Annotated in this window: 24 protein-coding genes; 7 read left to right on the forward strand and 17 right to left on the reverse strand. The window is 70.5% G+C overall.

Annotation, left to right across the window (positions count from 1 at the left end; all coding sequences use genetic code 11):
* Nucleotides 1-126: 126 nt before the first annotated feature.
* Both BJ998_RS36880 and BJ998_RS36885 read right to left on the reverse strand, forming a co-directional pair.
* The gene (locus tag BJ998_RS36880; protein ID WP_184867910.1) at nucleotides 127-339 is read right to left on the reverse strand and encodes a bacteriocin immunity protein; all 213 of its coding nucleotides are present in this window, start codon (nucleotides 337-339) and stop codon (nucleotides 127-129) included.
* Between the two features lie 13 nt (nucleotides 340-352).
* A complete protein-coding gene (locus BJ998_RS36885) occupies nucleotides 353-4,249 on the reverse strand; it encodes a pyocin-S2/colicin E7-DNase domain-containing protein (RefSeq protein WP_184867911.1) in 3,897 nt (1,298 codons plus the stop codon).
* Nucleotides 4,250-4,304: 55 nt separating this feature from the next.
* Between BJ998_RS36885 and BJ998_RS36890 the strand changes: the two genes are divergently transcribed.
* Nucleotides 4,305-4,496 carry a hypothetical protein gene (locus BJ998_RS36890; RefSeq protein ID WP_184867912.1) on the forward strand — a complete coding sequence of 64 codons (192 nt, stop codon included), beginning with the start codon at nucleotides 4,305-4,307 and terminating at the stop codon, nucleotides 4,494-4,496.
* Nucleotides 4,497-4,557: 61 nt separating this feature from the next.
* Here the strand turns inward: BJ998_RS36890 and BJ998_RS36895 are convergent, their stop codons facing one another.
* The 4 genes from BJ998_RS36895 to BJ998_RS36910 all read right to left on the reverse strand — a co-directional run bounded on the left by BJ998_RS36895 (nucleotide 4,558) and on the right by BJ998_RS36910 (nucleotide 8,147).
* Nucleotides 4,558-6,210 (reverse strand): AMP-binding protein, encoded by a 1,653-nt coding sequence (locus BJ998_RS36895; protein ID WP_184867913.1) that lies wholly within the window; start codon nucleotides 6,208-6,210, stop codon nucleotides 4,558-4,560.
* Between the two features lie 6 nt (nucleotides 6,211-6,216).
* On the reverse strand, nucleotides 6,217-7,083 hold the full coding sequence (locus tag BJ998_RS36900; protein ID WP_184867914.1) for a crotonase/enoyl-CoA hydratase family protein: 867 nt from the start codon (nucleotides 7,081-7,083) through the stop codon (nucleotides 6,217-6,219).
* Nucleotides 7,080-7,721 (reverse strand): TetR/AcrR family transcriptional regulator, encoded by a 642-nt coding sequence (locus BJ998_RS36905; protein ID WP_184867915.1) that lies wholly within the window; start codon nucleotides 7,719-7,721, stop codon nucleotides 7,080-7,082. The genes BJ998_RS36900 and BJ998_RS36905 overlap by 4 nt, the downstream gene beginning before the upstream one ends.
* A 222-nt stretch (nucleotides 7,722-7,943) precedes the next feature.
* Nucleotides 7,944-8,147: a LamG domain-containing protein gene (locus BJ998_RS36910; RefSeq protein ID WP_184867916.1), complete on the reverse strand. Its 204-nt coding sequence runs from the start codon at nucleotides 8,145-8,147 to the stop codon at nucleotides 7,944-7,946.
* Nucleotides 8,148-8,180: 33 nt separating this feature from the next.
* Between BJ998_RS36910 and BJ998_RS36915 the strand changes: the two genes are divergently transcribed.
* On the forward strand, nucleotides 8,181-8,402 hold the full coding sequence (locus BJ998_RS36915; protein WP_184867917.1) for a hypothetical protein: 222 nt from the start codon (nucleotides 8,181-8,183) through the stop codon (nucleotides 8,400-8,402).
* Between the two features lie 184 nt (nucleotides 8,403-8,586).
* Here the strand turns inward: BJ998_RS36915 and BJ998_RS36920 are convergent, their stop codons facing one another.
* The 6 genes from BJ998_RS36920 to BJ998_RS48815 form a co-directional block, all read right to left on the reverse strand.
* Nucleotides 8,587-10,119: a trypsin-like serine protease gene (locus BJ998_RS36920; RefSeq protein ID WP_184867918.1), complete on the reverse strand. Its 1,533-nt coding sequence runs from the start codon at nucleotides 10,117-10,119 to the stop codon at nucleotides 8,587-8,589.
* A 44-nt stretch (nucleotides 10,120-10,163) separates the two neighbouring features.
* The gene (locus BJ998_RS36925; protein WP_184867919.1) at nucleotides 10,164-10,697 is read right to left on the reverse strand and encodes a hypothetical protein; all 534 of its coding nucleotides are present in this window, start codon (nucleotides 10,695-10,697) and stop codon (nucleotides 10,164-10,166) included.
* Nucleotides 10,698-11,213: 516 nt separating this feature from the next.
* Complete coding sequence (locus tag BJ998_RS36930; RefSeq protein WP_184867920.1) at nucleotides 11,214-11,999, reverse strand: glycoside hydrolase family 75 protein; 786 nt, start codon at nucleotides 11,997-11,999, stop codon at nucleotides 11,214-11,216.
* A gap of 267 nt (nucleotides 12,000-12,266) precedes the next feature.
* Nucleotides 12,267-13,358 (reverse strand): IS701 family transposase, encoded by a 1,092-nt coding sequence (locus tag BJ998_RS36935; protein ID WP_184860234.1) that lies wholly within the window; start codon nucleotides 13,356-13,358, stop codon nucleotides 12,267-12,269.
* A gap of 422 nt (nucleotides 13,359-13,780) precedes the next feature.
* Entirely contained in the window at nucleotides 13,781-14,755 is a 975-nt protein-coding gene (locus BJ998_RS36940; RefSeq protein WP_184867921.1) for an NAD-dependent epimerase/dehydratase family protein, read from the reverse strand.
* On the reverse strand, nucleotides 14,752-15,894 hold the full coding sequence (locus BJ998_RS48815) for a nucleotide disphospho-sugar-binding domain-containing protein (RefSeq protein ID WP_281393048.1): 1,143 nt from the start codon (nucleotides 15,892-15,894) through the stop codon (nucleotides 14,752-14,754). Before BJ998_RS48815 ends, BJ998_RS36940 begins: the two co-directional genes overlap by 4 nt.
* A 203-nt stretch (nucleotides 15,895-16,097) precedes the next feature.
* On the opposite strand from BJ998_RS48815, the gene BJ998_RS36950 reads away from it, so the two are divergent.
* Nucleotides 16,098-16,598 (forward strand): P-loop nucleotide/nucleoside kinase family protein, encoded by a 501-nt coding sequence (locus BJ998_RS36950; protein ID WP_221338251.1) that lies wholly within the window; start codon nucleotides 16,098-16,100, stop codon nucleotides 16,596-16,598.
* Nucleotides 16,599-16,821: 223 nt separating this feature from the next.
* Complete coding sequence (locus BJ998_RS36955) at nucleotides 16,822-17,511, forward strand: hypothetical protein (protein ID WP_184867924.1); 690 nt, start codon at nucleotides 16,822-16,824, stop codon at nucleotides 17,509-17,511.
* Nucleotides 17,512-17,671: 160 nt separating this feature from the next.
* Here the strand turns inward: BJ998_RS36955 and BJ998_RS36960 are convergent, their stop codons facing one another.
* The gene (locus BJ998_RS36960; RefSeq protein ID WP_184869177.1) at nucleotides 17,672-19,123 is read right to left on the reverse strand and encodes an amidase; all 1,452 of its coding nucleotides are present in this window, start codon (nucleotides 19,121-19,123) and stop codon (nucleotides 17,672-17,674) included.
* Nucleotides 19,124-19,556: 433 nt separating this feature from the next.
* Here BJ998_RS36960 and BJ998_RS36965 point away from each other — a divergent pair, with 433 nt between their 5' ends.
* The gene (locus BJ998_RS36965; RefSeq protein WP_221338252.1) at nucleotides 19,557-19,832 is read left to right on the forward strand and encodes a hypothetical protein; all 276 of its coding nucleotides are present in this window, start codon (nucleotides 19,557-19,559) and stop codon (nucleotides 19,830-19,832) included.
* Nucleotides 19,833-19,952: 120 nt separating this feature from the next.
* On the opposite strand, the gene BJ998_RS36970 is transcribed toward BJ998_RS36965, so the two are convergent.
* Nucleotides 19,953-20,723 (reverse strand): helix-turn-helix transcriptional regulator, encoded by a 771-nt coding sequence (locus tag BJ998_RS36970; RefSeq protein WP_184867925.1) that lies wholly within the window; start codon nucleotides 20,721-20,723, stop codon nucleotides 19,953-19,955.
* A gap of 115 nt (nucleotides 20,724-20,838) precedes the next feature.
* Between BJ998_RS36970 and BJ998_RS36975 the strand changes: the two genes are divergently transcribed.
* The gene (locus BJ998_RS36975; protein WP_184867926.1) at nucleotides 20,839-21,891 is read left to right on the forward strand and encodes an alcohol dehydrogenase catalytic domain-containing protein; all 1,053 of its coding nucleotides are present in this window, start codon (nucleotides 20,839-20,841) and stop codon (nucleotides 21,889-21,891) included.
* Nucleotides 21,892-21,959: 68 nt separating this feature from the next.
* Here BJ998_RS36975 and BJ998_RS36980 read toward each other — a convergent pair whose 3' ends face one another.
* Nucleotides 21,960-22,598: a TetR/AcrR family transcriptional regulator gene (locus BJ998_RS36980; protein ID WP_184867927.1), complete on the reverse strand. Its 639-nt coding sequence runs from the start codon at nucleotides 22,596-22,598 to the stop codon at nucleotides 21,960-21,962.
* Nucleotides 22,599-22,601: 3 nt separating this feature from the next.
* Nucleotides 22,602-23,966, reverse strand: a complete 1,365-nt coding sequence (locus BJ998_RS36985; RefSeq protein WP_312890501.1) for an aminotransferase family protein — start codon at nucleotides 23,964-23,966, stop codon at nucleotides 22,602-22,604.
* A 183-nt stretch (nucleotides 23,967-24,149) separates the two neighbouring features.
* On the opposite strand from BJ998_RS36985, the gene BJ998_RS36990 reads away from it, so the two are divergent.
* On the forward strand, nucleotides 24,150-25,289 hold the full coding sequence (locus tag BJ998_RS36990) for an epoxide hydrolase family protein (RefSeq protein ID WP_184867928.1): 1,140 nt from the start codon (nucleotides 24,150-24,152) through the stop codon (nucleotides 25,287-25,289).
* Between the two features lie 34 nt (nucleotides 25,290-25,323).
* Here the strand turns inward: BJ998_RS36990 and BJ998_RS36995 are convergent, their stop codons facing one another.
* The gene (locus BJ998_RS36995) at nucleotides 25,324-26,895 is read right to left on the reverse strand and encodes a GMC family oxidoreductase (RefSeq protein ID WP_184867929.1); all 1,572 of its coding nucleotides are present in this window, start codon (nucleotides 26,893-26,895) and stop codon (nucleotides 25,324-25,326) included.
* Between the last annotated feature and the right edge of the window lie 3 nt (nucleotides 26,896-26,898).

Genomic DNA, 26,898 nt, shown 5'->3' on the forward strand with positions numbered 1-26,898 from the left:
TTAGCGCTAACATTCGGTCGGACTGAGTGAGATGTTCAGGGTTGCCGCGAGCCACGTCAAGAGCGTGAGTCGAATGTTCGGCGTCGGAGCGCCTCGAGGCCGGCCGTGCCGCCCCGAGCTCGCGACTCAGAGCTCGATGGGCCGGTACGCCAGCGCCTTGTCCACGATCTCCTCGGGGGAGAGCTCCTCGTCGGAGTAGAAGATCAGGTCGCTGATCGCCGGGTGCGGCACGGACTCGTCGAGCCGCTCGATCCACTCGCCGGCCTGCTCGTCGTCCCCCTCGCCGCGCTGGAGGCGGTCGACCAGCGCGATCATCTCGTCTCGGGTCAGGCGTTCCATGACGTTCCCTGGGTCATCCGTAGTGGTAGCCGCGGTCGAGGACGTCGCGGTGGTACTGCGGCGTCACGACGACGATGTTGCGCATGTCGTACACGGCGCCGCCGTGCTGGATGGGTGTCACGTGGTGCAGCGCGTAGCTCTTGACCTTACCGACGTGCTGGCTGGAATGCGCGATCGGCGCGTTCTCGTTCTGCATCCGGCGCACGTTGCTCGGGCTGAACTGGGAGGCCAGGTGCGGGTCGTTGCCGACGGCCTTCCAGAACGCCTTGCGGAAGTCGTCGAAGGAGTTGAACTGCTGGCCCTCCAGCTGCCGGGCGATCTGGCCGGGGATGCGGCCGGCGTTGCCGTGCGAGCCGCGCAGCCACTTGCCGTTGACGTCCTTGAGGTGGTGGCCGCCGGCGGCGGTGCCCGGCAGGTTGCGCGGATCGTCGCAGCCGGCCAGGCCGAGCGGGTCCAGCCACCCGACGGGATTGGGCACGTAGGCGTTCGGGTTGGCGCCGGCGTCCAGCCCGAGCGGGTCGGGCGCGAGATAGGCGGCGGCCTCGGGGTCGTAGTAGCGGAACAGGTTGTAGTTGTGGCCGGTCTCGGGATCGAAGTACTGGCCGGGAAAGCGCAGCGGACACCAGCTCTGCTGCACCACGGGCGCGAGTTGGCCGCCCCACAGGGTGGTCTGCTGCCGCCACGCGACCGTGCCGGCCGTGTCGACCAGCTCGTTCGGGGTGCCGATCAGGTCCGTGACGATGGCGTGGAACTGGCTGTCGATCCACTCCTGGGGTGCCCGGACCCGTTCGGTCTGGGCCAGCGGCGTGAACCCGCCGGGCTGGTAGTCCCAGGTCAGGGCCTGCCCACCGGAGTGGACCTGCTCGACGAGGGTGACGCCGTCCCAGGTGAAGGTCGTCTGTTCGACGACCCGGTCACCGTCCATGCGCAGCTTGGCGATGCGCCGGCCGAGCGGGTCGTAGCGGTAGCGCCAGGTGACGCCGTCGGGCGTGGTGACCGCGACGAGCCGGTCGTCGGCGTTCCAGGCGTAGCGCCACGTTCGGGTCTGCCCGGACAGTGTGCGGGTGTGCCGGGCGATCACGCGGCCCTGGCCGTCGTGCTCGTAGCGGCTCGCGCCGGCCGCGCGGGGCAGAGTGCCGGCGTGGGCACGGTCGGAGCCGGCGAGGACTCCGTTCGGGCCGTAGCCGTACTGCTCACGGTGCTGTGGCGTGATCACCGTGGTGACCCGGCCGACCGCGTCGAGCTCGAACTCCCGGATCCCGGCGAGTTGGTCGACGATCGTCGTCACCGCGGCGTCCCCGCGGTAGCGGTAGGCGCGGCGCTGGACCAGCCGCTGCTGCCCCGCCGGCCCGGGCGCGGTCACGGCCTGGGTGTGCAGGCGCTGGTTGGCGTCCCAGGTCTGGGTGAGGGTGACCGCGCCGATCCGGCGGGAGATCTCATTGCCGGCGGCGTCGTAGCCGAAGCTGATCGTCCGGCCGCCCGCGGTCAGCTGGCTGGCCAGGCCGGTGGGGCCGTAGCTCCAGCGGGAGAGCGCACCGGTCGGGGTGGTGCGGCTGATCTTGCGGCCGAGCGCGTCGTAGGCGCTGGCCAGCACGCGGCCGTCGCACGCCTCGGCGACGACCTGTCCCAGCACGTCCCGGGTGATGGTCAGCTCGCTGTCCTGGTTGGTGGCGCGGACCAGCCGGTCGGCCGGGTCGTACTCGAAGGTGGTGACGGCGTCGGCGGACTCCCGGCGCAGGAGCCGGCCCAGCGTGTCGTAGCTGAACGTCGTGGTCTGGCCGGCGCCGTTGACGCGGGTGACGGCCTGTCCGCAGGCGTCGCGGGTGTAGGTCAGGCGGCGGCCGTTGACGTCGGTCTCGCCGACCAGATTGCCGGCGGCGTCGTAGTCGTAGCGCCAGACGAGGCCCGCCGGGTCGGTCGTCGTCGTGAGCCGCAGCTCGGTGTCGTAGCGGTACTCGGTGCGGGCGCCGGTCGGCTCGATCCGGGCCAGCGGCAGGTCGAACGCGCCGTACTCGGTGCGGAAGACCTGGCCGAACCCGTTGGTGTAGGAGGTTTCGTTGCCCTCGCCGTCGTAGGTCCAGCGCTCGGTGGTGCCGTCGGGCAGGACCCGCTCGGTCGGGCGCCCGTCGACCGTCCACGCCAGGCGGGTGACACCGCCCAGGGCATCGGTGACGGCGACGACCTGGCCGAACGCGTTGCGCTCGTAGCGGGTCACCGCGCCCAGCGGGTCCGTCACCGTGATCGTCTGGCCGGCGGCGTCGCACTCGAACCGGGTCGTCGCGCCGGTCGGGTCGGTCACCGCCGCGATGTGCCCGCGCTCGTCGTAGTCCAGGCGGGTCGTCGCCCCGGTGGGGTCGGTGGCGGCGATCGTGTTGCCGTTGCCGTCGAAAGTGCGGCGCCACTGTGAGCCGTCCGGCTCGACCACGACGTCCGGCCGGCGATGTTCCCCGTACACGGCAACGGTTTGCGTGCCGTCCGGGCGGGTCAGCCGGTGCAGGAAACCGTTGTCGGTGTACTCGTAGCGGGTCGTGCGGCCCAGCGCGTCGGTGCGGGCGAGCAGCCGGTCGTGCCGATCCCATTCGGAGACGGTCTCGCCGCCCAGCGGGTCGACGACCTTGACCAGCTGGAGTGCGTCGTTGAAGTGGTACGTGGTGGCCTCGCCCAGCGAGTTGGTCATCGTGGTGACCAGATCGCCGTACTCGAAGACGGCGTTGAGCAGGCCGTCGTCGCCCTCCCCGGCGACGCAGCGGCCGGCGCTGTCGTAGCGGTAGCGGTAGGAGCGGCCGTTGCGGTCGGTCCAGCGGATCAACCGGCCGTCGGCGTCGTAGGCGAAGCGGTAGGCGCGCCCCTCCGGATCAGCCACCTCCACCAGGTTCTGGTGTTCGTCGTAGCCGTACCGGGCGACCGGTTCGCCGGCCACCGACAGTCCGGTGACCAGGCCGTCCGCGGTGTCGATGTCGACGACGTAGCCGCCGGAATGCCGCAGCCGCACCAGGTTCCCGTCGCCGTCGCGGTCGAACTCGACGCGGTGGCCGATGTGGTCGGCGATCGTGGTCAGCTCGCCGTTCTCGGCGAAGGCCAGGTGCAGGCCGGAGTCGATGTCGTCGAGCACGTGGCCTGTGGCGGTCCGGTGTAGCGGCCAGCGTGGGCCTTCGGCCGGTAGGACCGGCTCGTCAGCCGGGGCCGGGTAGGTCAGCAGCAGGCCGTCCTCGCCGACGAACACCACGCCCTCGGCGTCGATCTCCAGGCGTTGGTCGAGCGTGGACGCCCAGGATGCGCCGAACAGCCGACCCGTGCGGTAGGACGACTGGTGGGTGCGCGACAGCAACAGCGCCAACACACCCGGCAGCGCCAGGTCGAGCTGGGTCATGAGCACGTCGCCGGTGGCGAGGTCGACCGGGTCGCCGCCGACGCACTTCTTGCGCTTGGGGATCGCCCCCGGCCGGGTTTTGCCGTCCAGCTGGTTGCGAGCCGATCGGCGTGAGCCACCGCCGAGCCGTCCGGGCCGGCGTCCGCCGCCGCCCTTCGACCCGCCGACCCGCCCCGGATGACGTCCGCCGCCGCCCTTCGGGCCGAGGTTTCCCCTGGTGTCCGGGTGATGCCGCTTGAGCAGGCTGGCGCCGTGGCTGTCCGCCTCCTCGTAGAGGTCGCCGGTGGCGTGCAGGCGCTTGCCGGCGCCCTGGACCACCCGGCCGCCCTCGCTGAACACCTTGCCGGTGACCTGGATGCCCCGTCCCATGGCCTTGGCCACCACCGCGCCGATGCCTGAGCGGTCGCCGCTGGCGTGCGAGACCAGGTTCTGGCCGGCGGTTTCCAGCTTCTGGCCGCCGTCGGCGAGCTTGCCGCCGAAGTCGCTGAGCTTGCCGCCGGACCTACGCAGGTGGTCGGGATGCGCATTGATCTTGGTCATGAGCGCTTCCCCCTGGTTCCGGCCCGGCCCTGCCCCGAGTAGTTTGCCCGACGCAATGCCCGGGCTCGACGCGTTCGACGAAATGCGGGAAGGCGATGCGGCCCGCGGCCCGCGCGACCAGATGGTGGTCACCTACCACGCCGAGCCGGGCTCCGAGTCCGCGACGACACCGACGAACCTGACCGTGTCAGGCCACGAATCCGTGCCGCCGGGGGAGAACCACCTCGCGAGTCTCATCGACCCGTAGCGGGCGCGCCCGTCCCGCAACCTCGCGGCCCGTGCTCAAGCCCGTCCGCGAGCCACCACGTTCACAGGTCCCGATCGCGGAGGAGTTCGGGGAGTTCGGCCCGGTCGATCTGCTGGCGGAGGCGGAACTTCTGGACCTTTCCCGACCCGGTCAGGGGAAGCTCGTCGGCCGTGAGCCAGCGAGCGGGTGTCTTGTGCGGGGCCAGCTTCTCGCGGCACAGGTCCCGCAACTCGGCGACCGTCGGGACGTGGTCGGCATCGGTCGGCACGACCACCGCGGCGACGATCTCGCCCCACGTGGGATCGGGCAGGCCGAGCACGGTCACATCGCGGACGCCGGGATGGGTGAACAGCACCTGCTCGATCTCGGAGGCGTAGATGTTCTCGCCACCCCGGATGATCATGTCCTTGAGCCGGCCGGTGACCGTGAGATAGCCGCGCTCGTCCAGCACACCCAGGTCACCGGTGCGCAGCCACCCGTCCGCGTCAATGGTTTCGGCGGTGCGTTGCGGCATGCCGAAGTAGCCCGACATGGTCTGGTAGCCACGGGCGCAGATCTCCCCGACCCGGCCGGTCGGCATGAGCCGTCCGCTGACCGGGTCCCGGATCGCGACCTCCAGTTGCGGCAGCGGGCGCCCGGCGGTGGTGGCCTTGTCGTTCGGCGCGTCGTCGGGGCTGGTCTGGCTGATCACCGGCGACAGTTCGGTCTGGCCGTACACGGCGGTGAACCGCACGCCGAAGCGCTCCTCGACCCGGCGGACGAGTTCGGGTGGGACAGGGCTGCCGCCGGAGAGCACACGGGACAGCCGGGACAGGTCGAACCGGTCGAAGTCGGGATGGCTCAACAGGGCGATGAGCATGGTGGGGACGCCGGCCAGCATGTCGGCGTGATGCCGTGCGGCGGCGGTGAGCACCAGGGTCGGGTCGAAAAGCTGGCACAGCACGTAGCTGGCGCGCTGGTGGGCGCTGCCCAGCACGCCCATGGCGCAGCCGGCGGTGTGGAACAGCGGCATCGCGGACACCACTGCGCCTCGGCGCGGCAGCTGTGTCCGGTCGATCATGAACCGGGCGTTGGTGACCAGCCCCCGATGGTGCAGCAGCGCGCCCTTGGGGAACCCGGTGGTGCCGGAGGTGTACTGGATCTGGGCGGCGTCGCCCGGGCGCACCGTTGGCAGCGCGTCGGTTTCCTGGTGCGAGCGCACGGTGTCCGGCCAGTCGCCGAAGCACACGGTGGCACGCAGGTCGGGCAGTCCCGCGCTTGCCTCACGCGCGATGGCGGTCATGTCGCTGCCCCGGAACGCGGCGGTGTGGAACAGCCCGGCCGAGCGGGACTGCGCCAGGACGTAACGCAGTTCGGCCGTGCGCAGCGCCGGGTTCGCGGTCACCAGGATCAGGCCGGCCAGCGCCGCGCCGTACTGCAGGATCGTCCACTCGGGAATGTTCGGCGCCCAGACGGTGATTCGCTCGCCCGGGGAGAACCGCGTCAGCAGCCAGTGCGCGCACTGCTGGGCGTCGGCGAGCAGCTGGCCGTAGGTCCACTGGCGGTCGGTGCGGTCCGCGCCGGCCAGCGACGGCGTGTCCGGCGGCGCGACCTCGATCAGCGCGGTCTGGTCGCCGGCGTCGGCGGCGGCCAGGCGGAGCAGGTCGCCAGTGGTCAGCTCCAGCACGGGGTGGCTGGTGTCGGCGGGCCAGTACGCGAGATCGGCGGCTGCCATGACGGGTCACTCCTCGTCGAGTTGGGCCCTGGTCGGTATCGGGCCGCCGCCGTCGGGGATCGGTCGGCCGGCGTCCCGCCACCGCACCGCGGCCGGAAAGCCGTGCTCGGCGGCGAACTCCTGGAACCAGCGCCCCTCGGGGGAGTGCCGGGTGATGCCGTCGAACAAGGTGGCCAGGATCTGGGTTCCGGACAGCCCCATGTTGTCGTAGGCCTGGTTGATCATCAGCTTCTGCATGGCCAGCTGGTTGACCGGCACCCCGGCGATGCGGTCGGCCAGGGCCTCCACCGCGTCGTCGAGTTCGGCGGCGGGGACCGCCTGGAGCACCAGTCCCCAGGCGGCGGCGGTGGTTCCGTCGATGGTGTCGCCGGTCAGCAGCATCCGTTTGGCCCGCTCGGCGCCGAGGCGGTAGACCCACATCGCGGTGGTCGGGCAGCCCCAGACCCGGGCCGGCATGTAGCCGATGCGGGCGTCGTCGGCCATCACGACCAGGTCGCAGGACAGGGCGATGTCGCTGCCGCCGGCCACGGCGTACCCGTGGACCTTGGCAATGGTCGGCTTGAGCGAGCGCCACAGGGTGAAGAAGTCGTCGGTGTTGCGCTTCATGTGCTGGTAGTCCTGGATGGGATCCCAGACCGGCGGCTGGGTCAGGTCGCCCCTTTCCGCGTACTGCTTGAGGTCGTAGCCCGCGCTGAACGCCCGTCCCGCGCCCTGCAGCACGATCACCCTGACCGCGGGATCGTCGTTGGCCCGATCGACCAGTTCGCGGAGTCGGCGCGCCAGCTCGGCTGTGATCGCGTTCAACCGGTCGGGCCGGTTCAGCGTGAGGTAGGCCTTGCGGCCGCGCACCTCGTAACCGATGAGATCACTCACGTGTCGCTCCCGTCCACGTCCAGTGGGCGGCCGGTCAGGATGGCCCGGGCGACCGCCGCCCAGTCCAGGAGCAGCCGCTCGGTGCCGCCCCGCTCGCCGCGCAGCACGTCGGAGATCGCCAGTCCGCGCAGGAACTGCACGGTCAGCGAGGCCACCACCGGGTACCGGTCGCTGGCCACCAGGTCCGCGCCGAACACCTCGGCGACCACCCGATACAGGTCGCGGCTGGCCCGCTTTTCCTCGTCGCGCAGCACATCCCGCAGCGCGTGGTCGGTGCGGGCGGCGGCCCACAGCTCCAGCTCGGCGACGAACGCCGGGCGGACCATCGACGCCCCCAGCACACGAACCGCGCGTGTCACGTCGTCGAGGTCGGCCGGCACATCGGCCGCCGCTTCCCGCACGGCCGCCTCGTTGCGTTCCATCAACTCACGGATCGTGGCGCCCAGCATCGCCTCCCGGGTCGGGAAGTGATGCAGCAGTGCGCCTCGGCTGAACCTGCCGATGCGTTGCACCTCAACGGTTGTGGTCGCGGCCAGCCCGCGGCTGATCAGCAGCTCCACCGCGACCCGCACGATGCGCTGCCGCGTGGCTTCCCGCTGTGCGGCCCGCACACCGGGCGGCTTGGTGTCCGACGGCATGGGCGGACGATTTCACAGTCAGATCTGACTGTCAATGTGCGATGCGTCGGCGGCGAACCCACGGACCACTGGGGTGGCTGAAACCGGCCGTCGCCACCGGGACAGGGGAAGCGGGGGCCGCATCAGCAGATGGTCACCAAGTGGCTCCGCCGTCGATCCTGTTCTCGCTGGCCGGTCGGGCCGGTTGGCCGAACCGGCCCGACCGGTGTCGGTGAACGATGCTCAGGTATGGCTGATGACGACGTTGCGTGCGCGGAACGTCGTGTTCCCGCTGGGGCCGGGCGCGCCTGAGGAACCCTCCATCTGGAGGTTGATGATGACCCACATCGGCTTGCCGACGAACCCGGTCGCGTGGTGCACGGCCCGCTGCACGCCGTCGAGGAAGTAGCGGATGTCCACGTCGGTGTTGTTGACCTTGGTCAGCACGGCTCGATACTGAGCCTGCTGAAGGTCGAGCCGATGCACCCGTACCGGATGCAGCAGCTGATCAAGCAGTGGGGCAAGGACGAGGTGATCAACGTCGAGCCGCGGGCCTCGCTGTACAAGATGATCGAACGGCTGCGCAACACCGGCCTGATCGCCGTGCTCAACACCGAGCGGGACAGCCAGTGGCCCGAGCGCACGGTGTACGAACTCGCTCTTTGTCGATGCCGGGGAAACGGTTGGTCCGACTCGGCGTGAGCGGCCGCTCCGGGCCGGGCTCGCGGTCACGTCGACGGACTCGGCGCCGCATCGCGGACAGCCCTGCCGCAGCCGTCGACGATGTCACGTTGAATCGAGGAAAGCTCGGCGATGGCGTCTCTCGAACAGACCGGGTCGTGGCGACACGGACCGCCCGGTCACCCGGGCGGTCCGTGTCACGGCGTCAGGGCAGCGTCGGCACGCTGATCGTGACGACGTTGTCCCACGGCATGTTCGCGAAGCCTGCGCCGTTGTGCCAGGCCCGGAGCTGGTAGTTCGGGTCCACGGCGACGGCATCGGAACGGTGGTCGCCGTCCAGGTCGGCGAACTTCAGCGTCGCCGGATTCGGGAAGCCGGTGGCGACCTGCTGGTCCCCGCCGTCCCACGGCATCGTGGTGAAACCCTTGATGTTGTGCCAGGCGTGCACGGTGCCGTCGGCCATCACCCGCAGCGCCTCGGCCCGGCCGTCCCCGTCCAGGTCGGTGAACCAGCACTGGCCGGGCTTGAAGTCCACGGCCACGGTGACCGAGCCGCCGTCCCACGGCATCTCCGCGAAGCCCTTGATGTTGTGCCAGGCGGTGACGCTGTTGTCATCGTTGATCTTGAGGATCTCGGACTTCCGGTCCCCGTCCAGGTCGGTGAACATCAGCCGGGACGGGTCGTTGAAGCCGACGCCGACGATCTGGTCGCCGCCGTCCCACGGCATGGTGGTGAAGCCCTTGCCGTTGTGCCAGGCGTGCACGTCGCCGTTGTCGTAGTCCCGGATCGCCTCGGCCCGGCCGTCGCCGTCCAGGTCGGCGAAGTGCGACCGGTCCGCGGGGAACTCGACGGCGACGACGATGTCGTCGGTGCCCCACGGCGCGGAGCTGAAGCCGTTGTTGTTGTGCCGGGCCCGCACGGTGCCGTCCGGGAAGTACGCCAGCAGCTCCGCCTTGCCGTCGCCGTCCAGGTCGGCGAACTGGATCTTGGTCGGGTCGGCCATGAGCGGCGTGGTCTGGGCCTGGATCCACGAGGCCAGGTCGTCGACGCGGGTCTCGGTCGCGCCGCTGCGGGTCTCGTTCACGTCCAGACACCCGTGCTGCCAAGACCTGCTGGTGATGCCGACGAGCTCGGGCTGCCCGTTCACCGTCGCCACGGCCGGGCCGCCGGCGTCGCCCTTGCACGGATCCGCCGCGCCCGCGGCGGCCGCGAGAGAGATGGTTGTCGCGTCGGTGGCCTGGACGGTGTAGTTCGCCGCGTGCAGTCGGGCCGGCACCCACTCGGTGTCGGTGCGGCCGGCGCCGGCGACGTTGAGCGTGCTGCCCACGGCCGGCGCGGCGGTGTCGATGGCAATCGGCGTCACGTTGGCCACCGCCGAGGACAGTTGGGCCAGCACGACATCGCGCTCGGTGCGCGGCACGAGGTAGGTGACCGTGAGGGTGGCCGCCTTGTCGTCGGGGCCGATCGACACCCGGGCCGGCGTCGTCGGGGCGCCGGTGGCCACCGGCTGGCCGTTGACCGAGAAACAGCTGGACGAGGTGATCACCCAGCGCGGCGCGACCAGGGCGGCGGTGCACCCGGCCTGGTCGTTGACGTTCACCTTGGCGGCGAAGGCGAATGTGCCGTCGGGCACCGGCGTGCCTCCGCTGACCGCGAGCGCGAGCGCGCCGCCGAGTGCGGTGGCCGTCGCGACGACGACGGCGACCGTGGCGGCGCGGCGCAGACCGGAGTTGCGCATGTGTTGTAGTCCCCCCTTGATTCGAGAAGTGCTCACGGTAGGCCTCAGGACGACGCGGTCAGCTGGACGAGCGCGGTCGGGGCGGCGTCGGGCTTGGTGCCGACGCCGACCGGCGTGCTGCCGCTCGGGTTGACGTCCACCGTGCTGTGCGCGCCGGCGTCGGTGGTGAGGTCCGCCTTGAGCTTGTGGCCGGCGCCGGAGATCTGGCCGTCGCCGCGGATCTCGTACACGTTCGTCACCTTCAGCGTGAGCGTGCCGCTCGCGGCGGTCACCTTGAAGCAGACGGTGCCGTTCTTGCTCGGGCCGATCGGGTCGGTCGAGTGCACCTGGATCACGCCGATGTTGTTGGCGGGCGGCGTGCCGCAGTCGGCGTAGAGGATGTGTCCGTCGCCGGAGACCAGCGTGATGCCGGCGCTGGCGTTGATGGCGTTCGCGCCCGGGTAGGAGAAGTCCTCGACGAGCGAGGGCTGCTGGTTGTCGGCCGGGCTCTGCTGGCCCGCGTGCGCCACCAGAGTTCCGCCGGTCAGGGCCACCGCAGCGGCGGCCGCGCCGAGCAGAACGCGCGCGAGAATTCGCATCCGTCCCCCTGTGTCTGTCGCGGACCGGCGTGCCGAAGCGTCGGACGTTTTGTCCGGTCCGCGAGGAATGTGTGTCGCATCTAGTATCGTTTCCGTTAGCGCGAATCTTTCAGCGGCCATGCGTGATCTGAGTCACGTTTGATGACCGTGAATATCGAGCTATGCTCGGCTGGAGTCCAGCAGGGGAGGCTGGACTAAAGCGGGGGAAGCGGTTGCGCCATTCGGCATTCGCCGGTCGCTTCGCCCTGCGTCGTTCTTCTATTTCTCCGACCCGGCGGATATCGATCGGGTTCTGCGTCACTGGGGTCGCCGAGATGCTCGACTCGACCCTGGACTCCATGAGCAACGCCTGCGAACGCGTCCGCGTCGCGCTGCACCGTCGCCGATCAGAGGCCGGTTCGCTCGCCCCGAACACCGAGGTCGTCGCCGAACCGGGTGCCATTGAACGCGATCACCACCATATTCGCCATCGGCGGTATGGTGGTGATCGCGTTCAGTTTGGATTCGTCGCAGGGGCTAGAGGCCCATGCTTGCGCCGAGGCTGTTCAGCGCCTTGGTGACCATGCCCTGCGCGGTGGCGTTCAGGTTGGCGTTGGTGCCGTTCACGACCCAGGACGGGCCGGAGAAGATCACCACGGTCACGCCGTTGTCGACACCGCCGGTGGTGCCGCTGGAGGGGATGCCCAGCAGCGAGGCCGCCTTCACGGACGCCTCGCCCAATTCGCGCGAGTCGTTGTCCGAGGTGGTCTGGTCGTTCCCGGTCTGCGTGTCGCCGAAGATCGCGCCGATGACCTTGCTCTTGTAGAACATCAGCGCGAACTGCCGGCCCTTGATGCCGTGTTCCTTGTAGAAGAAGTGCGGACACGGGCTCTTGCGTTCGTAGCAGTCGTCGCCCAGCACGTAGAACGGCACGTGGTGCGCGGCCAGCTGCTTGCCGTTGCTGTCCTGGAAAGTCGTCTCGTCCTGGTGGTCGGGGTCGGAATCGGGATCGCTGCCGTCGTCGTCGACGGCCAGGCTGGAACCGTAGGCGTAGACGCCCGTCGCCACCTGGTACACGTTCACGTTCTGGGCCCGGGTCATGGTGTTGATGTGGGGCTTGGAGTTGACCTTGTTCGCGGTCGTGCTGTTCTTCTTGACGCCGGCCAGCACCTGGGCGGCCGTGTACGTCTTGTCGGCCGGGCTCTGGGCGGCCGTGGCCGCGGTGTTCGTCGTGGCTGCGGCGGCGGACTTCACGGCGAGCGGCGTCGCGAGCGCCAGAGCCGCGACGGCTACCACAGCGGCGCGCGTGCGGGTGGATGACATGAGTGCAGGGCCTCCGTCGATGGTTAGGAAAGTTTCCTAACGTATTGAAGCACTCGCGGTGACCTCTGTCACTGATCAACTTCACGACCGGTTAATACTACAGCCGCAGGCTGTGATGTTTGCGGTGTTGCCGCTGGTAGTGGCATCGCCGGGCGTGGGTCTGATGAAGTCGCCGCCAGTCCGACCATCGATCAGTGTGCGCTCGGGGGTGCGTCGGTCGCGTCAGGATGGCCCACAAACGTCTGATCTCGTTGCACGACAACGGGATCAAACACTCGTGGCCGGCTGTGACGCCCCCTTTGCGTCGCGGTCGCGTTCAGCGGACGCGGTCACGGCCAGGAACGCGGCGGCCAGCATCGACAGCGTGACATGTCGGTACCACGCCTGATACTTGCGGACCTGGTAGTGGTCCAAGCCGGTCTCGTTCTTGGCGAACTGGAAGGTTTCCTCGACACCCCAACGACTGCCGGCGACCCGGACAAGTTCTGCCAACGGCACGGGACGGCGGGTGTGGCAGATGTAGTACGCCAACTCGTCCGGCTTGCTGATCGACCGGCGCACCACGAGAAGGTGCTCGTCCGCGCCCGGGTCCAGCAGCAGCCAGTCATACAGCCGGCGCCCCTTGCTGCCCTCACCGGCCGACAGGCGTTGCCAGCCCTTGCGCGGTGCGCTGCGAGCCAACGCATCCGCCCGCACAGCGCCTTTCGGGGTGGTGAAGCGCTGATCGCAGGAAACGGCCATGACGTAGTCGATGTCGTTGTCTTCTAGCCAGGTTCGCAGGCCGGGATTGTCGCCGTATGCCTCGTCCGCGGTGAACCAGTCGATGTCCCTTCCCGCCTCCAGCAGGCGAGCCAGCATGTGTTGGGCCAGCACGGGCTTGGTCGCGAACTCCACATCCTCGTCGATCCCGGCCTCCGCGCAGCGCTCGCGGTCGTCGGTCCAGGACGCGGGCAGGTAGAGCTCGCGGTCGATCAACGCCCGCCCCCGGGCCGACACGTAGGTCAAGAACACGCCGAGTTGGCAGTTCTCGATCCGACCGGCGGTGCCGGAGTACTGCCGTTGGACACCGGCGGATTTGGTGCCTTTCTTGAGGAATCCGGTCTCGTCGGCGACCACGACCCCGGTGGGATCAGTGATCTGGTCCAGCACGTAGTCCCGCAGGTCGTCTCGGACCGCGTCGGCGTCCCAGCGGTAGAAGTTCAGCAGGCGCTGCATGCCGTCAGGGGCCAGGTCACCGGCCTGCTCGGCGATCGTCCAGGAGTTCTTGCGCTCGGCGCCCGACAGCAAGCCCAGCAGGTACATCCTGGCCCGGTGGCGTGAGTCTGCCTGTGCGAACCGGCCTGCGACCAGCGCGAACATGTCCTCGAACCCTGCCCGCCACCGCGCCAGGCGATCGTCCGCGTTCGTCTCCGGTAGGGCCGTGAGGTCCTGCTCCATGTCCGGCACACCCAAGTCGATCACGCATCGGCGGTCTCCGTGAACACGACACGCCGACAAGTATCACACCGTGCGGCTGTAGTATTAAGGCAGGTGTTACGGACTCCGAGCAGTGCGGGACGGCTCCCTCGCGGCTGCGTCGGCCACGTCCGGCGAGGCCACGCGGCCGCGGCCGGCCCTTCCCGGACCTCCTCGTTGCGCTCGCCGAGCGGTTGCCCGACGAGCGCAACGACCTGGGCGCCTGGTCGTGGACGACCACGAGTCCGAGCCGGAGCTCGGCAGCGTGACCACGGGCGGGAACCGGCGTTCATCGCCAAGGCGCGGGCCCGGGGAGCCGGGGCACTCTAGGCCGCGGCGCGGCCCCGCTGCGCCGTGAGGAACCAGGCCACCGTGTCAGCCAGGCCGTCCCGCAGCGGACGGGGCGTGAAATCGATGATCTCGTTCATCCTCCGCAGATCCAGCCGGCGACCCGACGGGCCCGCCGGCTTGTCCAGGTCCAGACGGATCCGCTCGGGCCGTCCCAGCAGCGCCGCGAGGCGGCGGGCCAGGTCCACGATGGACACCGACTCCGCCCCGCCCACGTTGACCGTCGGATGGCGGCTCGTGGCGATCATCGCCAGCGTGGTCCGGACCAAGTCCTCGACGTGCACGAAGCTGCGGGTCTGGCGGCCGTCGCCCCAGATCACCACCTCCTCGCCGGCGGCCAGCCGGTGCAGCATCGCCGGGATCACCCGCCCGCCGCTGTCCCGCGGCCCGTAGACGTTGGTCGGCCGGGGCACGTGGATGGTCATGCCGAACTGCTTGCGGTGCAGGTCGGCGAGGATCTCGGTGAACATCTTCGACAGCGCGTAGCCGTTCTCGGTGAAGTGCGCATGCCGCCGGAAGTCGTCCTCCTCGGCGACCGGATCCGGCGCGGCCGGCGCGTAGACCTCGGCCGAGCTCATCAGCACCACGTGGTCCACCTGCTGGCGGCGGGCGGCGCCGAGCACGTTGGAAGCGATCCGCATGTTCTCGTCCAGGATCCGCGCCGAGTGCCGCCGCTTGAACTCGGCGTTGCCGTCCAGGGCCGCGCAGTGCACCACCGCGTCGACGCGCCGCGCGGCGTACCGGCAGGCCGCCCGCAGCTCGCTCTCATCGAGCAGGTCGAGCTGGATCAGGCGGAGCCGGGCGGTGTGGCCCAATTCGGCGATCACCTCGGGTCTTTCCGTGCGGTGCAGGCAGATGACCTCCGCCCCGCGCGCGAGCAGCTGCTGCACGAAATGTGAGCCGACGAACCCGAGGCCGCCGGTCACCACGGCGGTGCGTCCCACCCAGTTCACGACCGCACCTCCGCCAGGCGGACGAGATCGTGGAGGCTGTCAGCGACCAGGTCCGGCGACGGCCGGCGGCGGATCTCCGTGCGCAGCGCCCAAGCCGCCGCGCGATGGCTGCCGTCGTCCAGCAGGGCGGTGACCGACGCGCGGACGGTCTCGGCGTCGACCTGCCCCGGCAGCAACTGGATGCCGGCGCCGGCGGCGGCCAACCGCTCGGCGTGCCGGTACTGATCGCACATCTGCGGCAATGCCAGCTGCGGCAACCCGAACGCGGTCGACGTCATGGTGGTGCCCGAACCACCGTGATGCACGATCGCGTCACAGGTCGGCAGCGCGTGGCTCAGCGGCAGGCCGGTCACGGCCCTGATGTGGGGCGGCAGGTCGTCGAGCGGCGCGAGATTGCCGCCGGTGACGAGCACGACGTCGGCGGCGACGTCGGACAGCCCGGCCAGCACGACGTCCAGCACGGACGCGTGGTCGCCCGGGATCGGGATGCTGCCGAGCGTGACGCAGATCCGTGGGCGGTCCGACCGCTCCAGCAGCCACATCGGCACCGGGCCGGAACCGTTGTAGGGGACGTACGTCATCGGCAGGGTCGCCGAGTGCGCGTCCGGATACTGCAGGCTGGGCGGACACACGTCGACGGTCCAGGTCGGTTCGGCGACGCCGGCCAGTCCCCACCGGCGATGCAGGTCGGCGAGGGCCGCCGCGGCGGCGCCCGGCAGCTCCGGCGGCAGCGCGACACCCCAGGTCTGAATCACGGTGGGAATGCCGACCACGGCCGCCGCGAGCGGGCCGGCGTGCTCCCACGGGGTGTGCAGCACGACGTCCGCCCGCCACTCGGCGGCCAGTTCGACCGTGCGGCCGGCGAGCCGCTCGGCGAGCGGCAGATAGTAGGCGACGACGTGGTCGATCAGCGCCGCCGTGGAGCTGTCCTGAACGGCGTGGTCATCGGGGACGAAATCTCGCACCGGACAATCGGGACCGAGTCGGACCGCGGGCAGTCCGGCGGCGACCGCCACATCGGCGAAACGTCCCGGCAATGCGACGAGAACATCGTGGCCGCCGTTGCGCAGTGCCCAGCACAACGGGACCAGCGGAAAGAAATGCCCATAGGTCGGACACGCTGTGACCAGCACTTTCATGGTTGCTCTGCCACTTCCTGCCTGGGTGATGGTCGTGGACGAGCGCGGCGGTCGAGCACTGGAAAGCTAGCCGATTCGTATGCCTTCCTCTATGACTTCGGGCGAGATATGGCCGAATTTCCGCGAATGACGTGAATTATCGGCGGCGTCGATCGCGGTCATTGTCGATGGCGGCCGGGCAGTCGTTGGGACAGAATCCTGCCGTGAGCGCATCTGGCCGAGCGGACACCGCGCCGCCGCACCGGCGATCCGGCTGTCTGATCATCGTCTGCGGACTGCCGGGCAGCGGCAAGACCACACACGCGCGCCGGCTGGCGGCACAACGTGGGGGCGTTCGCCTCGCTCCCGACGAGTGGATGTCCGCGCTGGGCGTGAACCTGTGGGACTCCGCGATGCGCGAGCGCGTGGAAACGCTGCAGTGGGCGCTGGCCAAGGACGTTCTCCGGGCCGGCGTGACCGTCGTGGTCGAATGGGGAACCTGGAGCCGCGCGGAACGAGACACCCTCCGAGTCGAGGCGAAAGAACTGGGCGCCTCGGTCGAACTGTTGTACCTGGATGTGCCGGTCGACGAGCTGTGGCGGCGCGTTCAAGGCCGCGGCAGCGAGGATCCACCGATCACGCGATCCGATCTCGACGCCTGGAGCCGCGCCTTCCAGCCACCGGACGAGGCGGAGACGCGGCTCTACGACGCACACCTCGGGTGACCGAGGAACGTCCGGTCGTGCCGCCGTCCGGGTGGTGCGTCAGCTGGGGCGATGTGAGGGTCGCGGCGCTACGGGAGATGTAGGCTGTCCGCAGCGCGTACCAGGGCGCCTCCCGTCCGCGGCAAGCACCGAGTGCTCCTGGATCCCACTCACTGTGCATCGCCGTGCGCTGACGTCCCTGTCGCACCCGGCCGCAGCGGACCCGGGTGACGATGGAGAAGCCATGGAAGCCAAGGATCTGCCCGACAATGCCGACCTGGGCCAGTTGCGGGCTCAGGCCAAGGAGCTCCGGCGAGCTTGTGTCGGCGGCAACCCGGTGGCACTGGCCCGGGTCCGGGCTGTGCGCCTGGAGGCGGGAGCGGAGATCCAACTCCGTGACGCGCAACTGGTGATCGCCCGGGAGCACGGTTTCGCCGGGTGGCGGGAGCTCGTGGCCGCCGTGGTCGCGCGGCAGAGCGGCGGTCGGGATCTGCACCGCTGGTTCGCGGTCGAGCTGAACAACAGCACCTGGGACGTGCTGGACGCCGGCCTGTCCGAGGACAGTCCCCGGGAGGAGCGCGAGCTGGCTCTGTACGCGGCCTACGCGTCCACCTATCACTGGATGCACGCCGGGACGGTGGCCAACCGCGGCCGCGGCGAGTACCTGATCGCCAGCGTCGCGACCAGCATCGGGTTGCTGGAGGTCGCCGCCCGCCACTCGGCCCGCTATGCCGAGCTGATCAAGCTGCATCCGGCGGCGTTCGCCGATTGGGACCGAGCCTTCGCGGCCGAGGGGCTGGCCCGGGTCGCGGCGAGGTCGGGCGCCCCGGACGCCGAAGGTCTCAAGGCCGAGGCCCAACGGCTCGGCGAGGCGGTCGCCGATCCCGAGGACCGCCGGATCTGCCTGGAACGGCTGGCCGCAGCGCCCTGGTGAGCCGGTGAGCGCCGCCCGGCTCAGCGCGAAAGCCGGGCAGCACTCAAGCCGACGGGACTCTGCCGTGCGCCCCGACGACCCACGCCACGCTGATGACGTCGTGCGCGCGGGACGGACATCCGCTACTGCCGACGGAGCCCGGTCAGCTGGCCAGTGCGTCCTACTTCGGTGCCTGGAAGCCGCCGATCCTCTGCTCGAGCAGTTCGGCCAGCCGCAGCGGGGTGCGGTCCTCGAACATCGGACCGATGAGCTGCACTCCGACCGGCAGGCCCTCGGCGGACCGGCCCGCGGGTACGGCGGTGGCGGGCAGGCCGGGCATGGTGGCCAGGCCGGCCCAGACGAGCTGGTCGAAGTACGGGTACTCGACGCCGTCGATGTCGATGCGCCGTTCCAGCGGATTGGGGTGGTGGTCGTGCGGGAACGCGGGCGTCGGCGTGATCGGGCACACCACAGCGTCGAACTCGGCGAACAGCTGCCGCCAGCCGTGGCGGTGGGCCTCGCGGCGGTTGTTCGCCTCGATCCAGTCGCGGTGGCTGAACAGCAGGGCGCGCAGCCGCACGCAGTCGAGACTCTGATCGTTCGCGCTCAGCCCGGCTACGCGGATCCGCAGCTGCTCGTCCGATTCGATGGGAAAACGCGCAACGGAGCCAGAAATCAGCAACTGCATGTACAGCGTCGCGGCTTCGGTCAGATCGGGCAGCAGCGGACTGCGCCGCTCGACGCGGGCGCCGCCGTCGGCCAGCGCGGCGGCCACCCGGTTCACGCCCGCCCGCACGCCGGACCCGGTCGCAATGAGCGGATGCTCGTCGAGGACCAGGACCCGGAAATCGCGGAGCCGCTCGTGGCGAGCGGGCGGCAGCGTCAACCGGTGCGCCACGCCGAGCGTCAGCGGGTCCGGTCCGGCCATGACGTCGAGCAGGAGCGTGAGGTCGCGGGCGGTGCGCGCCATCGGACCGACGACGGCGAGGTCGAGGTCGGCCGGCAATGCCGGCTCGGACGGCGGGACCATGCCGCGGTTGGCCGCCAGTCCGAGCGTGGGCTTGTGTGCGTAGACGCCGCAGAAGTGCGCGGGGGTGCGCAGCGAGCCGGCGATGTCGGAGCCGATGGACAGCGCGCCGAACCCGGACGCCAGGGCCGCCGCTGATCCGCCGGAGGATCCGCCCGGCGTGCGGCTGTGGTCCCACGGGTTGGCGGTGGTGCCGTAGATCTCGTTGAAGCTCTGGATGTCCTGCAGTCCCAACGGGACATTGGTCTTGCCGAGGATCACCGCGCCGGCGGCCTTGAGTCGCGACACCTGCACCGCGTCCTCGGCCGGCATGTAGTTCCGGTGCGGCGGCATGCCCCAGGTCGTGGGCAGCCCGGCGATGTTGTAGCACTCCTTGACCGTCACCGGAATGCCGAGCAGCGGCCGGTCCTCACCACGCGCGCGTGCCTGGTCGGCACGGCGTGCGGCGGCCCGCGCACGGTCGAAGTCCGGCACGCAGATCGCGTTGATCGCCTCGTCGTCGCGCTCGATACGGGCGATCGCCTCGTCGGTCAGTTCCACCGATGTCACCGCTCCGGCGCGCAACGCGGTAACGAGCTCCTCGGCCGTCTGAAAGCTCCATTCCATGAATTCGAAGCTATCGGCCGGCCGCGGAGGACACGAAATTCCGGTGCGCGCAACGAGGATATCGAACGGGCCGCCTTCACCGACGAAGTCGCGCACTCGTTCTACCGCCGAAGGCGGCCCACCGCAGGTCACGGCACCGATAGTGGGCCAACTCCGCCCGTGCAGGCCATGAAATGCCGCATCGTGCAACAGGATGGACGTCTCAATTCTTGTCCGCTGGCCGTTGACGTTCCCGATCGCCCATTGGGCCTTGTCCACCACATCGTTTGTCGACGGACGATTGTCGTCATGTTTCGCAACGTCCGCTCATGCCGCGGTGAGCGCCTGCGCCAGGTGCTCTCTCAGGCCGACGGGGAATGTCGCCAGGCCAGTCTGTCCCCGACCGCTAACACCAGGTTCCGGTGGTTCGATTCACCTGGCGGAGGTGGTGCGCATGATCGCACGAGTCGCGGTGTGGGAGCCCATGCCCGATGACGACCGCCAATGGGTGATCGACGCGGCCAAGGCCGTGCCCGGGGTCCTGGGCAGCTACCACCTTGTCGACCCGGCCACCGGCAACGGCCTGTCGATCGCGTTCTTCGAGGACGACACCGACCTGGCTGAGGTGAGGGCCGCGATCGCACGGCGGGCCGACGAGATCGGCTGGCACACGACGCCGCGTCCGGCGCCGAAGTCGGAGACGATCTACCGCGTGATCCGGAGCGGCTGATCGAGGCCGCGCCGCCCGAATCGGCCTTGACGGAGCCCAACAGCCGGAACTCCACATCCGCCCCCAAGATCTACCGGGTCCAGAATGACCCCGATCGGCCGTGTGGACAACGAGAACGGGTTACTTCGCCGGGGCGTACACGGTCAGCCGCACGGCGGCGTCGTCGTTGGCCTGGAAGGTGGCGTAGTCATAGGTCAGCACGCCGCGAACCGGGTGGTGCAGCACCTTGCGGCCGGAGCCGCGGCCGACGGAGATGTCGTGGTCCTCCCACCAGGCGGTGAACTCGGGCGAGCCGGCGGCCAGCCGGGCGGCGAGACGCGTGAACATGGGATCGCCGGCGAAGACGTCGTGGGCTGCGCGGAACTGGGTGACGGTGTGGCGGGCCATGGCGGCCCAGTCCTTGCCGAAAAGGCGGCGGGTGGCGGGGTCGAGCAGCAGATAGACGAGGATGTTGCGGTCCTCGTCGGCGCAGGCCCCGAAGTCGGTGAACAACTCGCCGGCGGCGTCGTTCCACGCGAGCACGTCCCAGCGGCGGCCGGTGGCGTAGGCCGGCTGGTCGAGGCCCTCGATGAGGCGCTTCACCGCAGGCGGAACGGTTTCCGGTTCGAACGCCGGCCGAGCGGTCTGCCGGGCGAGCACGGCGAGATGGGCCCGCTCGGTGTCGTCCAGGCGCAGCGCGGCGGCCAGGGCGTCGATGGTGGCGGCCGAGGGGCGGACGGTCCGTCCCTGCTCCAGGCGGACGTACCAGTCGACGCCGATGCCGGCGAGCTCGGCGACCTCTTCCCGGCGCAGGCCCGGCGTCCGTCGGCGGCGGCCCAGCGGCAGGCCGACCGCCTCGGGGGTCAGGCGTTCGCGGCGGGAGCGCAGGAACTCTCCGAGTCCGGCGGGCATCAGGGGACCTCCTCAATCCTAGGATAATACCAGGTCTGGTTACGGGCTCCTGGTCGCCGCACGATGGGTCGTGCCAGTGGAACGACCCAGTGGAACGACCCGGAGGAAGCCACCGATGAAGGCCGCAGTGCTCACGAAGTTCGGCGCCCCGCTGACCGTGCGAACCGTGCCCGATCCCGTGCCGGGAACGGGCGAGGTGCTGGTGGACGTGGTGGCGGCGCCGGTGCTGCCGTACACCGGTGAGGTGATCGACGGCGACCGCGGGTACATGCTGAACCTGCCGGTCACCGTCGGCGCCGGCGCGGTCGGCCGGGTCCGGTCCGTCGGGCCCGACGCGACGCGGCTCCGTGTGGGGGACTGGGTGCTGTGCGACCCGACGATCCGGTCCCGCGACGACGCCCTGACGCCGGACATCATGCTGCAGGGCTGGAGCGCTCGTGGCGACGGCGGGCTGCGCCTTCAGGACCACTTCGGCAACGGGTCCTTCGCGGAGCAACTCCTTGTCCCCACCGAGAACGCGATCCCGCTCGGATCGATCGACCCGGCGGACGCGGGCCGCTGGGCAGCGGCCGCGATCGTGTGCTTGGTGCCGTACGGGGGACTGCTCGCGGCCGAGCTGGCGGCGGGGGAGACGGTGCTGGTCAACGGGGCCACCGGCAACTTCGGCAGCGCCGGCGTCGCAGTGGCGCTGGCGATGGGCGCGGCCTGCGTGGTGGCCCCCGGGCGTGACGAGAAGATGTTGGCGGAGCTGGAGAACCGCTTCGGCAGTCGCGTCAGGACGGTCCGGCACGGCGACACCGAGGAGATGCGGCGGGCCGCGCCGGGGCCGATCGACGTCGTGCTGGACCTGCTGCCGCCGTCGGCCGGGAACGAGCCCGTACGGGCCGCCGCGATGACCGTGCGGGAGTACGGCCGGGTGGTGCTGATGGGTGGCGTGCAGGACGACGTCTCGCTGCCGTACCGGTGGTTGATGCGCAACGGGATCACTGTGCGCGGGCAGTGGATGTGCCCGCGCTGGGCCAATTTCCGCTTCGTCGAGCTGGTTCGTTCCGGCCTGCTCGACCTCGACCAGTTCACCGTCACGGAGTTCGCGCTCGACGACATCACCGCCGCCGTGAAGCACGCCGCCACCAGCGGTCGGTTCGCGGCGACCGTGATCGCCCCCTGAAGGCGATCAGCTCCACCGCCGGGCTGTTGCCGCGCCGCTCCTTCAGCGGACGCGTTGTCCCACTGACGCTACGGTCGCCGGTGAGCCGTGGCCAGCGAGCGTTCGATCTCCTCGGCGCGGTCGCCGGCGCCGAGGAGGAAAGTGCGCAGCTGCGCGTCGTGGCAGGTGCCGGCGTCGTGGGGATCGGCGAGGTAGCGGCCGAGTTCGAGGGTGACGAGGCCGTGCAGGGTGATCCACAGCTGACGGGCGACGAGGTGGGGGTCGGCGTGCCGGAGACGGCGCGCGGCCATGGCCCGGCGCACGGCGGAGACGAGGCACGACAGGGTGTACCGGGCCAGCTGGCGGTCGTCGTCGTTGGGGGAGAAGCCGTCGACGGCGGCGGTGCCGTACATGACGGCGTAGAGGTGTGGGTGCTGCTGGGCGGTGGCCCTGTAGGCGTGGGCCAGTAGGATCAGGTCAGTGACCGGATCCTCGGTGGGTGCGACCAGGGCGAGCCGGTCGTGCAGTCGCGAGAAACCCTCGTGCACGACGGCCCGCACAAGACCGTCCATGCCACCGAAGTGTGTGTACACGGCGGAAGTCGAGGCGCCGACCATCGCGGCGAGGCGGCGCGTGGACAGCGCCGGCGGCCCTTCGGCGGCCAGCAGCTCGGCCGCCGCCTCGACCAAGGCGGCGGCCGTCCGCGGATCGGCGCGACGAGGGCTCACAGCTCAGCGGGGCGCGATGGTGCCGTCGGGGTGCAGCCGGGTCAGGACGGAGGTCATGGCCTCGACGGTCCGGGCAGCCTGCTGCTCGTCCATCACCAGCGGCGGGGCGATCACCACGGTGTTGCCGTAGTCGCGAACGATCACCCCGTGGGCCTTGCGGATCTCGGTGGCGGCGGGACCGGCCATGATCGGCTCACGGGTGGCGCGGTCGGCGACCAGTTCGACGCCGATGGTGGCGCCGGCCATGCGGATGTCGCCGACCACGGGCAGCGACTCGGCCGCCGTCAGGCCCTCCCGCAGCCAGGCGCCGATCTGCCGGGAGCGGTCGAGCAGGCCCTCGTTCTCGATCAGGTCCAGGTTGGCCAGCGCGATCGCACACGCGGTCGGGTGGCCGAAGTAGGTGTAGCCGTGGAAGAAGCCGTCGTCGGTGACGGCGGCGGCGATGTCCTCGTTGAACAGCACCGCCCCGAGCGGGGCGTAGCCGCTGGTGAGCCCCTTGGCGGTGACGATCATGTCCGGGTCCATGCCGCGGCCGGGGGAGTCGAACCACGCGCCGGTCCGGCCGAATGCGGTCACCACCTCGTCGGCGATGAGCAGAATCCCGTTGTGCCGCAACAGGGCCCGCACCCGCGGCCAGTAGTCGTCGGGCGGCGGGACCACGCCACCGCCGGCCATCACCGGCTCGCCGATCATGGCGGCGATGTTGTGCGCGCCGATCTGCTCGATGGCGGCGGCCAGCTCGTCGATGAGGAAGTCGGTGCAGCCCCGGCCCTCGAACCACTCGGAGTGGTAAGGGAAGGGCGGCGTCAGCTTGTGCACGTGCGGCAGGTTCGGGCCGACCGCGTGCTGCATGCCGTCGAAGCCGGTGGCGGTGCCGCTGCCGTAGGTTGCGCCGTGGTAACCGAACCGGCGGGCCAGAATCCAGGTCCGCTCGGACTCGCCCCGCCGGTGGTGGTAGAGCCGGGCCGCCTTGATCGCGGTGTCCACGCCCTCCGAGCCGCCGCAGGTGAAGAACACCTGGCCCAGCCCGGCCGGCGCGAGGCCGGCCAGCCGGGTGGCCAGCCGGATCGACTTGTCGTTGGAGAACACGTCGAAGCTGGTGAAGTAGGGCAGCTGCCGGAGCTGCTCGGCGGCGGCCTCGGCCAGCTCGGCGCGGCCGTGGCCGACCTGGCACAGCCAGTTGGCGCCGCCGGTGGCGTCCAGGTACTCGGCGCCGTCGGCGTCCCACACCGCACACCCCTGGCCGCGCACGATCACGGCGCGGTCGGTGCGGTCGGAGCGCTGGTGCGGGTGCACCAGGTGCCGGCGGTCCAGGTCCGCGAGGGCGGCCATGTCCAGCGCGGCCGTTGCGAGGAAAGGAGAAGCCACGGCGATCCGCTCCAATCTGCACTTGTCTGTGCGATCGAACCTAGCAATCCCGTTGTCTGGCCCCACCTCTGAGATTGCCCTGCCGCGAACACCGCTTCAATTCACCGATTTTCCTGGCTAGCGTCGAACGAAAGACCGCTCAGGACACTGTGGACGATTCCGAGCCAGAGACAGGTGAGGCCCGTGTTGCCCTTCCGTATCGACGTTCCGCAGGACGAGCTGGACGAGCTCCGCGCGCGCATCGCCGCCGCCCGCTGGCCGACCGAGCTGCCCGGGGTGGGCTGGCAGCGCGGCGTGCCGGTCGGCTACCTGCGCGAGCTGTCCGAGTACTGGCGCACCACCTTCGACTGGCGGGCCGTCGAGCGGGAGCTGAACCGGTGGCCGCAGTTCACCGCGGTGATCGGCGGGGCCACCGTGCACTTCCTGCACGTCAGGTCGCCGGAGCCGGACGCGGTGCCGCTGATCATGACTCACGGCTGGCCCAGTTCGGTCGTGGAGTTCCTGGACGTGATCGGCCCGCTCACCGACCCCCGGTCCCACGGCGGCGATCCGCGCACGGCCTTCCACCTCGTGATCCCGTCCATCCCGGGCTTCGGCTTCTCCGGTCCCACCACGCAGACCGGCTGGAACGCGCGGCGGGTGGCCGCCGCCTGGGCCGAGCTGATGCGCCGGCTCGGCTACGAGCGCTACGGCGTGCACGGTGGCGACGCCGGCTCGGTCGTCTCGCTGGAACTGGCCCGCCTGGCCCCCGAGCACGTCCTGGGCGTGCACCTCACCATGCTGCTCACCTTCCCCTCCGGCGATCCTGCGGAACTGGCCGAGCTGAGTGACCTCGACCAGGAGCGCCTGGCCCGGCTGGCCCGGTTCGACGCCGAGCTGTCCGGCTACATGAAGCTCCAGTCGACCCGGCCGCAGACCCTGGCCTACGCGCTGACCGACTCACCGATCGGGCAGCTGGCCTGGATCGTGGAGAAGTTCCGGGAGTGGACCGATTCCGCCACGGTCCCCGAGGACGCGGTGTCCCGCGACCGGATGCTGGCCACGGTCACGGTGTACTGGCTGACCCGCACTGCCGGCTCGTCGGCCCATCACTACTACGAGGGCGCGGCCGACCTGCGCGGCGGTGGCGAGCCGATCGACGCGCCGGTGGGGGTGGCGGTGTTCGGGGCGGACATCCTGCCGCCGATCCGCCGGCTCGCCGAACGCGACCTGCCCAGGATCGTGCACTGGAGCGAGTTCGAACGGGGCGGCCACTTCCCGGCGCTGGAGCAGCCGGCGGCGCTGGTCGGCGACGTGCGGGCGTTCTTCGGCACGGTGAAGTGACGCGGTGGGGCGCCGGTCGGGGCGCCCCACCGCGTCAGACCGCGGCCGGGGCCGGTGCGGGCCGCTCGCGGATCAGGTCGGCGGCCTTCTCGGCGACGGCGATGACCGGCGCGTTGGTGTTGCCACGCACCAGGGTCGGCAGGACTGAGGCATCCACCACCCGCAGGCCGTCCACACCGAGCACGCGCAGCTCACTGTCCACAACGGACCCCATGGCGCAGGTTCCGACCGGGTGGAACAGGGTCTGCGTGTGCCGCCGGACATAGGCGCGCAGGTCACTGTCCGATTCGGACTCCGGAGCGAGATGGAGCTTCCCGGTGTAGCGGGCCAGCGGCCCCTGCCGGGCGATGTCCAGGCCGATCCGCAGGCCCCGCACGGCGACGTCGAGATCGGCCGGGTCGGCATAGTAGTTGTGCACGATGCGAGGCTTGGCCGTCGGATCGTCGGTGGCGATGCGAACGGCGCCCGTGCTGCGTGGACGCAGCACACAGGCGCCGTAGGACAGGGCGTGGTCGGTCGGCACGCCGAGCCCGCCCTCCGGGAACATCATCGGGGCGACGTGGAACTGCACGTCCGGCGCCGGCAGTCCGGGCTCGGTGCGGACGAATCCGCCGACCTCGGGCCCGTTGGAGGCCAACGGGCCACGGCGGTGCAGCACGTACTCGCGGACGTTGCCCGGCTCCCCGGCGACGAGCAGGCTGACCGGCTCGTCGTGCACGAAGTTCAGGTTCACCTGAGGATGGTCCTGAAGGTTGGCCCCGACCTCGGGCTGGTCCAGCCACACCGGAATGTCCAGCGCCCGCAGCAGATCGGCCGGGCCGATGCCGGACAGCATGAGCAGCTGCGGCGAGTTGTACGCGCCGGCGGCCAGGATCACCTCCCGCTCGGCCCGCAGCGTGATCTCCGCGCCGAACCGTCGGCCCACCAGCCCGGTGGCCACGCCCTCGGCCCGGGTGATCCGGTGCACCTGGAGATCGGTCAGCAGGGTGAGGTTGGGCCGGTGCAGCGCCGGGCGCAGGAAACCCACGGCCGTGCTGCACCGGCGGCCGTCCCGCTGGGTGACCTGGTACGCGCCGAAGCCGTCCTGCTCGGCGCCGTTGAAGTCCGAGTTGGCCGGATACCCGGCCGAGCCGGCGGCGGCCACGAAGGCCCGGGTCATCGGATTGCGGGACCGGCCGTCCGACACCGACAGCGGGCCGCCGACGCCGTGGTAACGGCCGGCGCCGCGTTCGTTGTCCTCGGACCGCAGGAAGTACGGCAGCAGCTCGGCGTAGCTCCAGCCGGGCTGCCCCCACTCGTCGTAGTCGGCGCGGTGGCCCCGGATGTACACCATCGCGTTCATGGAGCTGGTGCCGCCGAGCACCCGCCCGCGGGGCAGGTAGATCCGGCGGTTGTCGCAGCGCGGCTCGTCGTGCGTGTCGTAGTCCCAGTCGAGGCTGGTGCGGAACAACTTGCCGAACGCCGACGGCACGTGCACGTTCTCGCTGGTGTCCGGAGGGCCGGCCTCGACCAGGCAGACCCGCAGGTCCGGGTCCTCGCTCAGCCGGGCGGCCAGCACGCACCCGGCCGAGCCGCCGCCGACCACCACGTAGTCGTAGGTGTGCACCGC

This window comes from Kutzneria kofuensis (genome assembly GCF_014203355.1).
Lineage (GTDB): Bacteria > Actinomycetota > Actinomycetes > Mycobacteriales > Pseudonocardiaceae > Kutzneria > Kutzneria kofuensis.

What these genes read in the sequence shown, in the direction of transcription:
- BJ998_RS48815 (WP_281393048.1), bottom strand. Translation starts at nt 15,894, where the DNA reads ATGAAAGTGCTGGTCACAGCGTGTCCGACCTATGGGCATTTCTTTCCG.
- BJ998_RS36925 (WP_184867919.1), bottom strand. Translation starts at nt 10,697, where the DNA reads ATGCGAATTCTCGCGCGCGTTCTGCTCGGCGCGGCCGCCGCTGCGGTG.
- BJ998_RS36970 (WP_184867925.1), bottom strand. Translation starts at nt 20,723, where the DNA reads ATGCCCGCCGGACTCGGAGAGTTCCTGCGCTCCCGCCGCGAACGCCTG.
- BJ998_RS36880 (WP_184867910.1), bottom strand. Translation starts at nt 339, where the DNA reads ATGGAACGCCTGACCCGAGACGAGATGATCGCGCTGGTCGACCGCCTC.
- BJ998_RS36930 (WP_184867920.1), bottom strand. Translation starts at nt 11,999, where the DNA reads ATGTCATCCACCCGCACGCGCGCCGCTGTGGTAGCCGTCGCGGCTCTG.
- BJ998_RS36885 (WP_184867911.1), bottom strand. Translation starts at nt 4,249, where the DNA reads ATGACCAAGATCAATGCGCATCCCGACCACCTGCGTAGGTCCGGCGGC.
- BJ998_RS36965 (WP_221338252.1), top strand. Translation starts at nt 19,557, where the DNA reads ATGATCGCACGAGTCGCGGTGTGGGAGCCCATGCCCGATGACGACCGC.
- BJ998_RS36935 (WP_184860234.1), bottom strand. Translation starts at nt 13,358, where the DNA reads ATGTTCGCGCTGGTCGCAGGCCGGTTCGCACAGGCAGACTCACGCCAC.
- BJ998_RS36895 (WP_184867913.1), bottom strand. Translation starts at nt 6,210, where the DNA reads ATGGCAGCCGCCGATCTCGCGTACTGGCCCGCCGACACCAGCCACCCC.
- BJ998_RS36890 (WP_184867912.1), top strand. Translation starts at nt 4,305, where the DNA reads ATGCCCGGGCTCGACGCGTTCGACGAAATGCGGGAAGGCGATGCGGCC.
- BJ998_RS36960 (WP_184869177.1), bottom strand. Translation starts at nt 19,123, where the DNA reads ATGGAATGGAGCTTTCAGACGGCCGAGGAGCTCGTTACCGCGTTGCGC.
- BJ998_RS36955 (WP_184867924.1), top strand. Translation starts at nt 16,822, where the DNA reads ATGGAAGCCAAGGATCTGCCCGACAATGCCGACCTGGGCCAGTTGCGG.
- BJ998_RS36920 (WP_184867918.1), bottom strand. Translation starts at nt 10,119, where the DNA reads ATGCGCAACTCCGGTCTGCGCCGCGCCGCCACGGTCGCCGTCGTCGTC.
- BJ998_RS36905 (WP_184867915.1), bottom strand. Translation starts at nt 7,721, where the DNA reads ATGCCGTCGGACACCAAGCCGCCCGGTGTGCGGGCCGCACAGCGGGAA.
- BJ998_RS36915 (WP_184867917.1), top strand. Translation starts at nt 8,181, where the DNA reads ATGCACCCGTACCGGATGCAGCAGCTGATCAAGCAGTGGGGCAAGGAC.
- BJ998_RS36975 (WP_184867926.1), top strand. Translation starts at nt 20,839, where the DNA reads ATGAAGGCCGCAGTGCTCACGAAGTTCGGCGCCCCGCTGACCGTGCGA.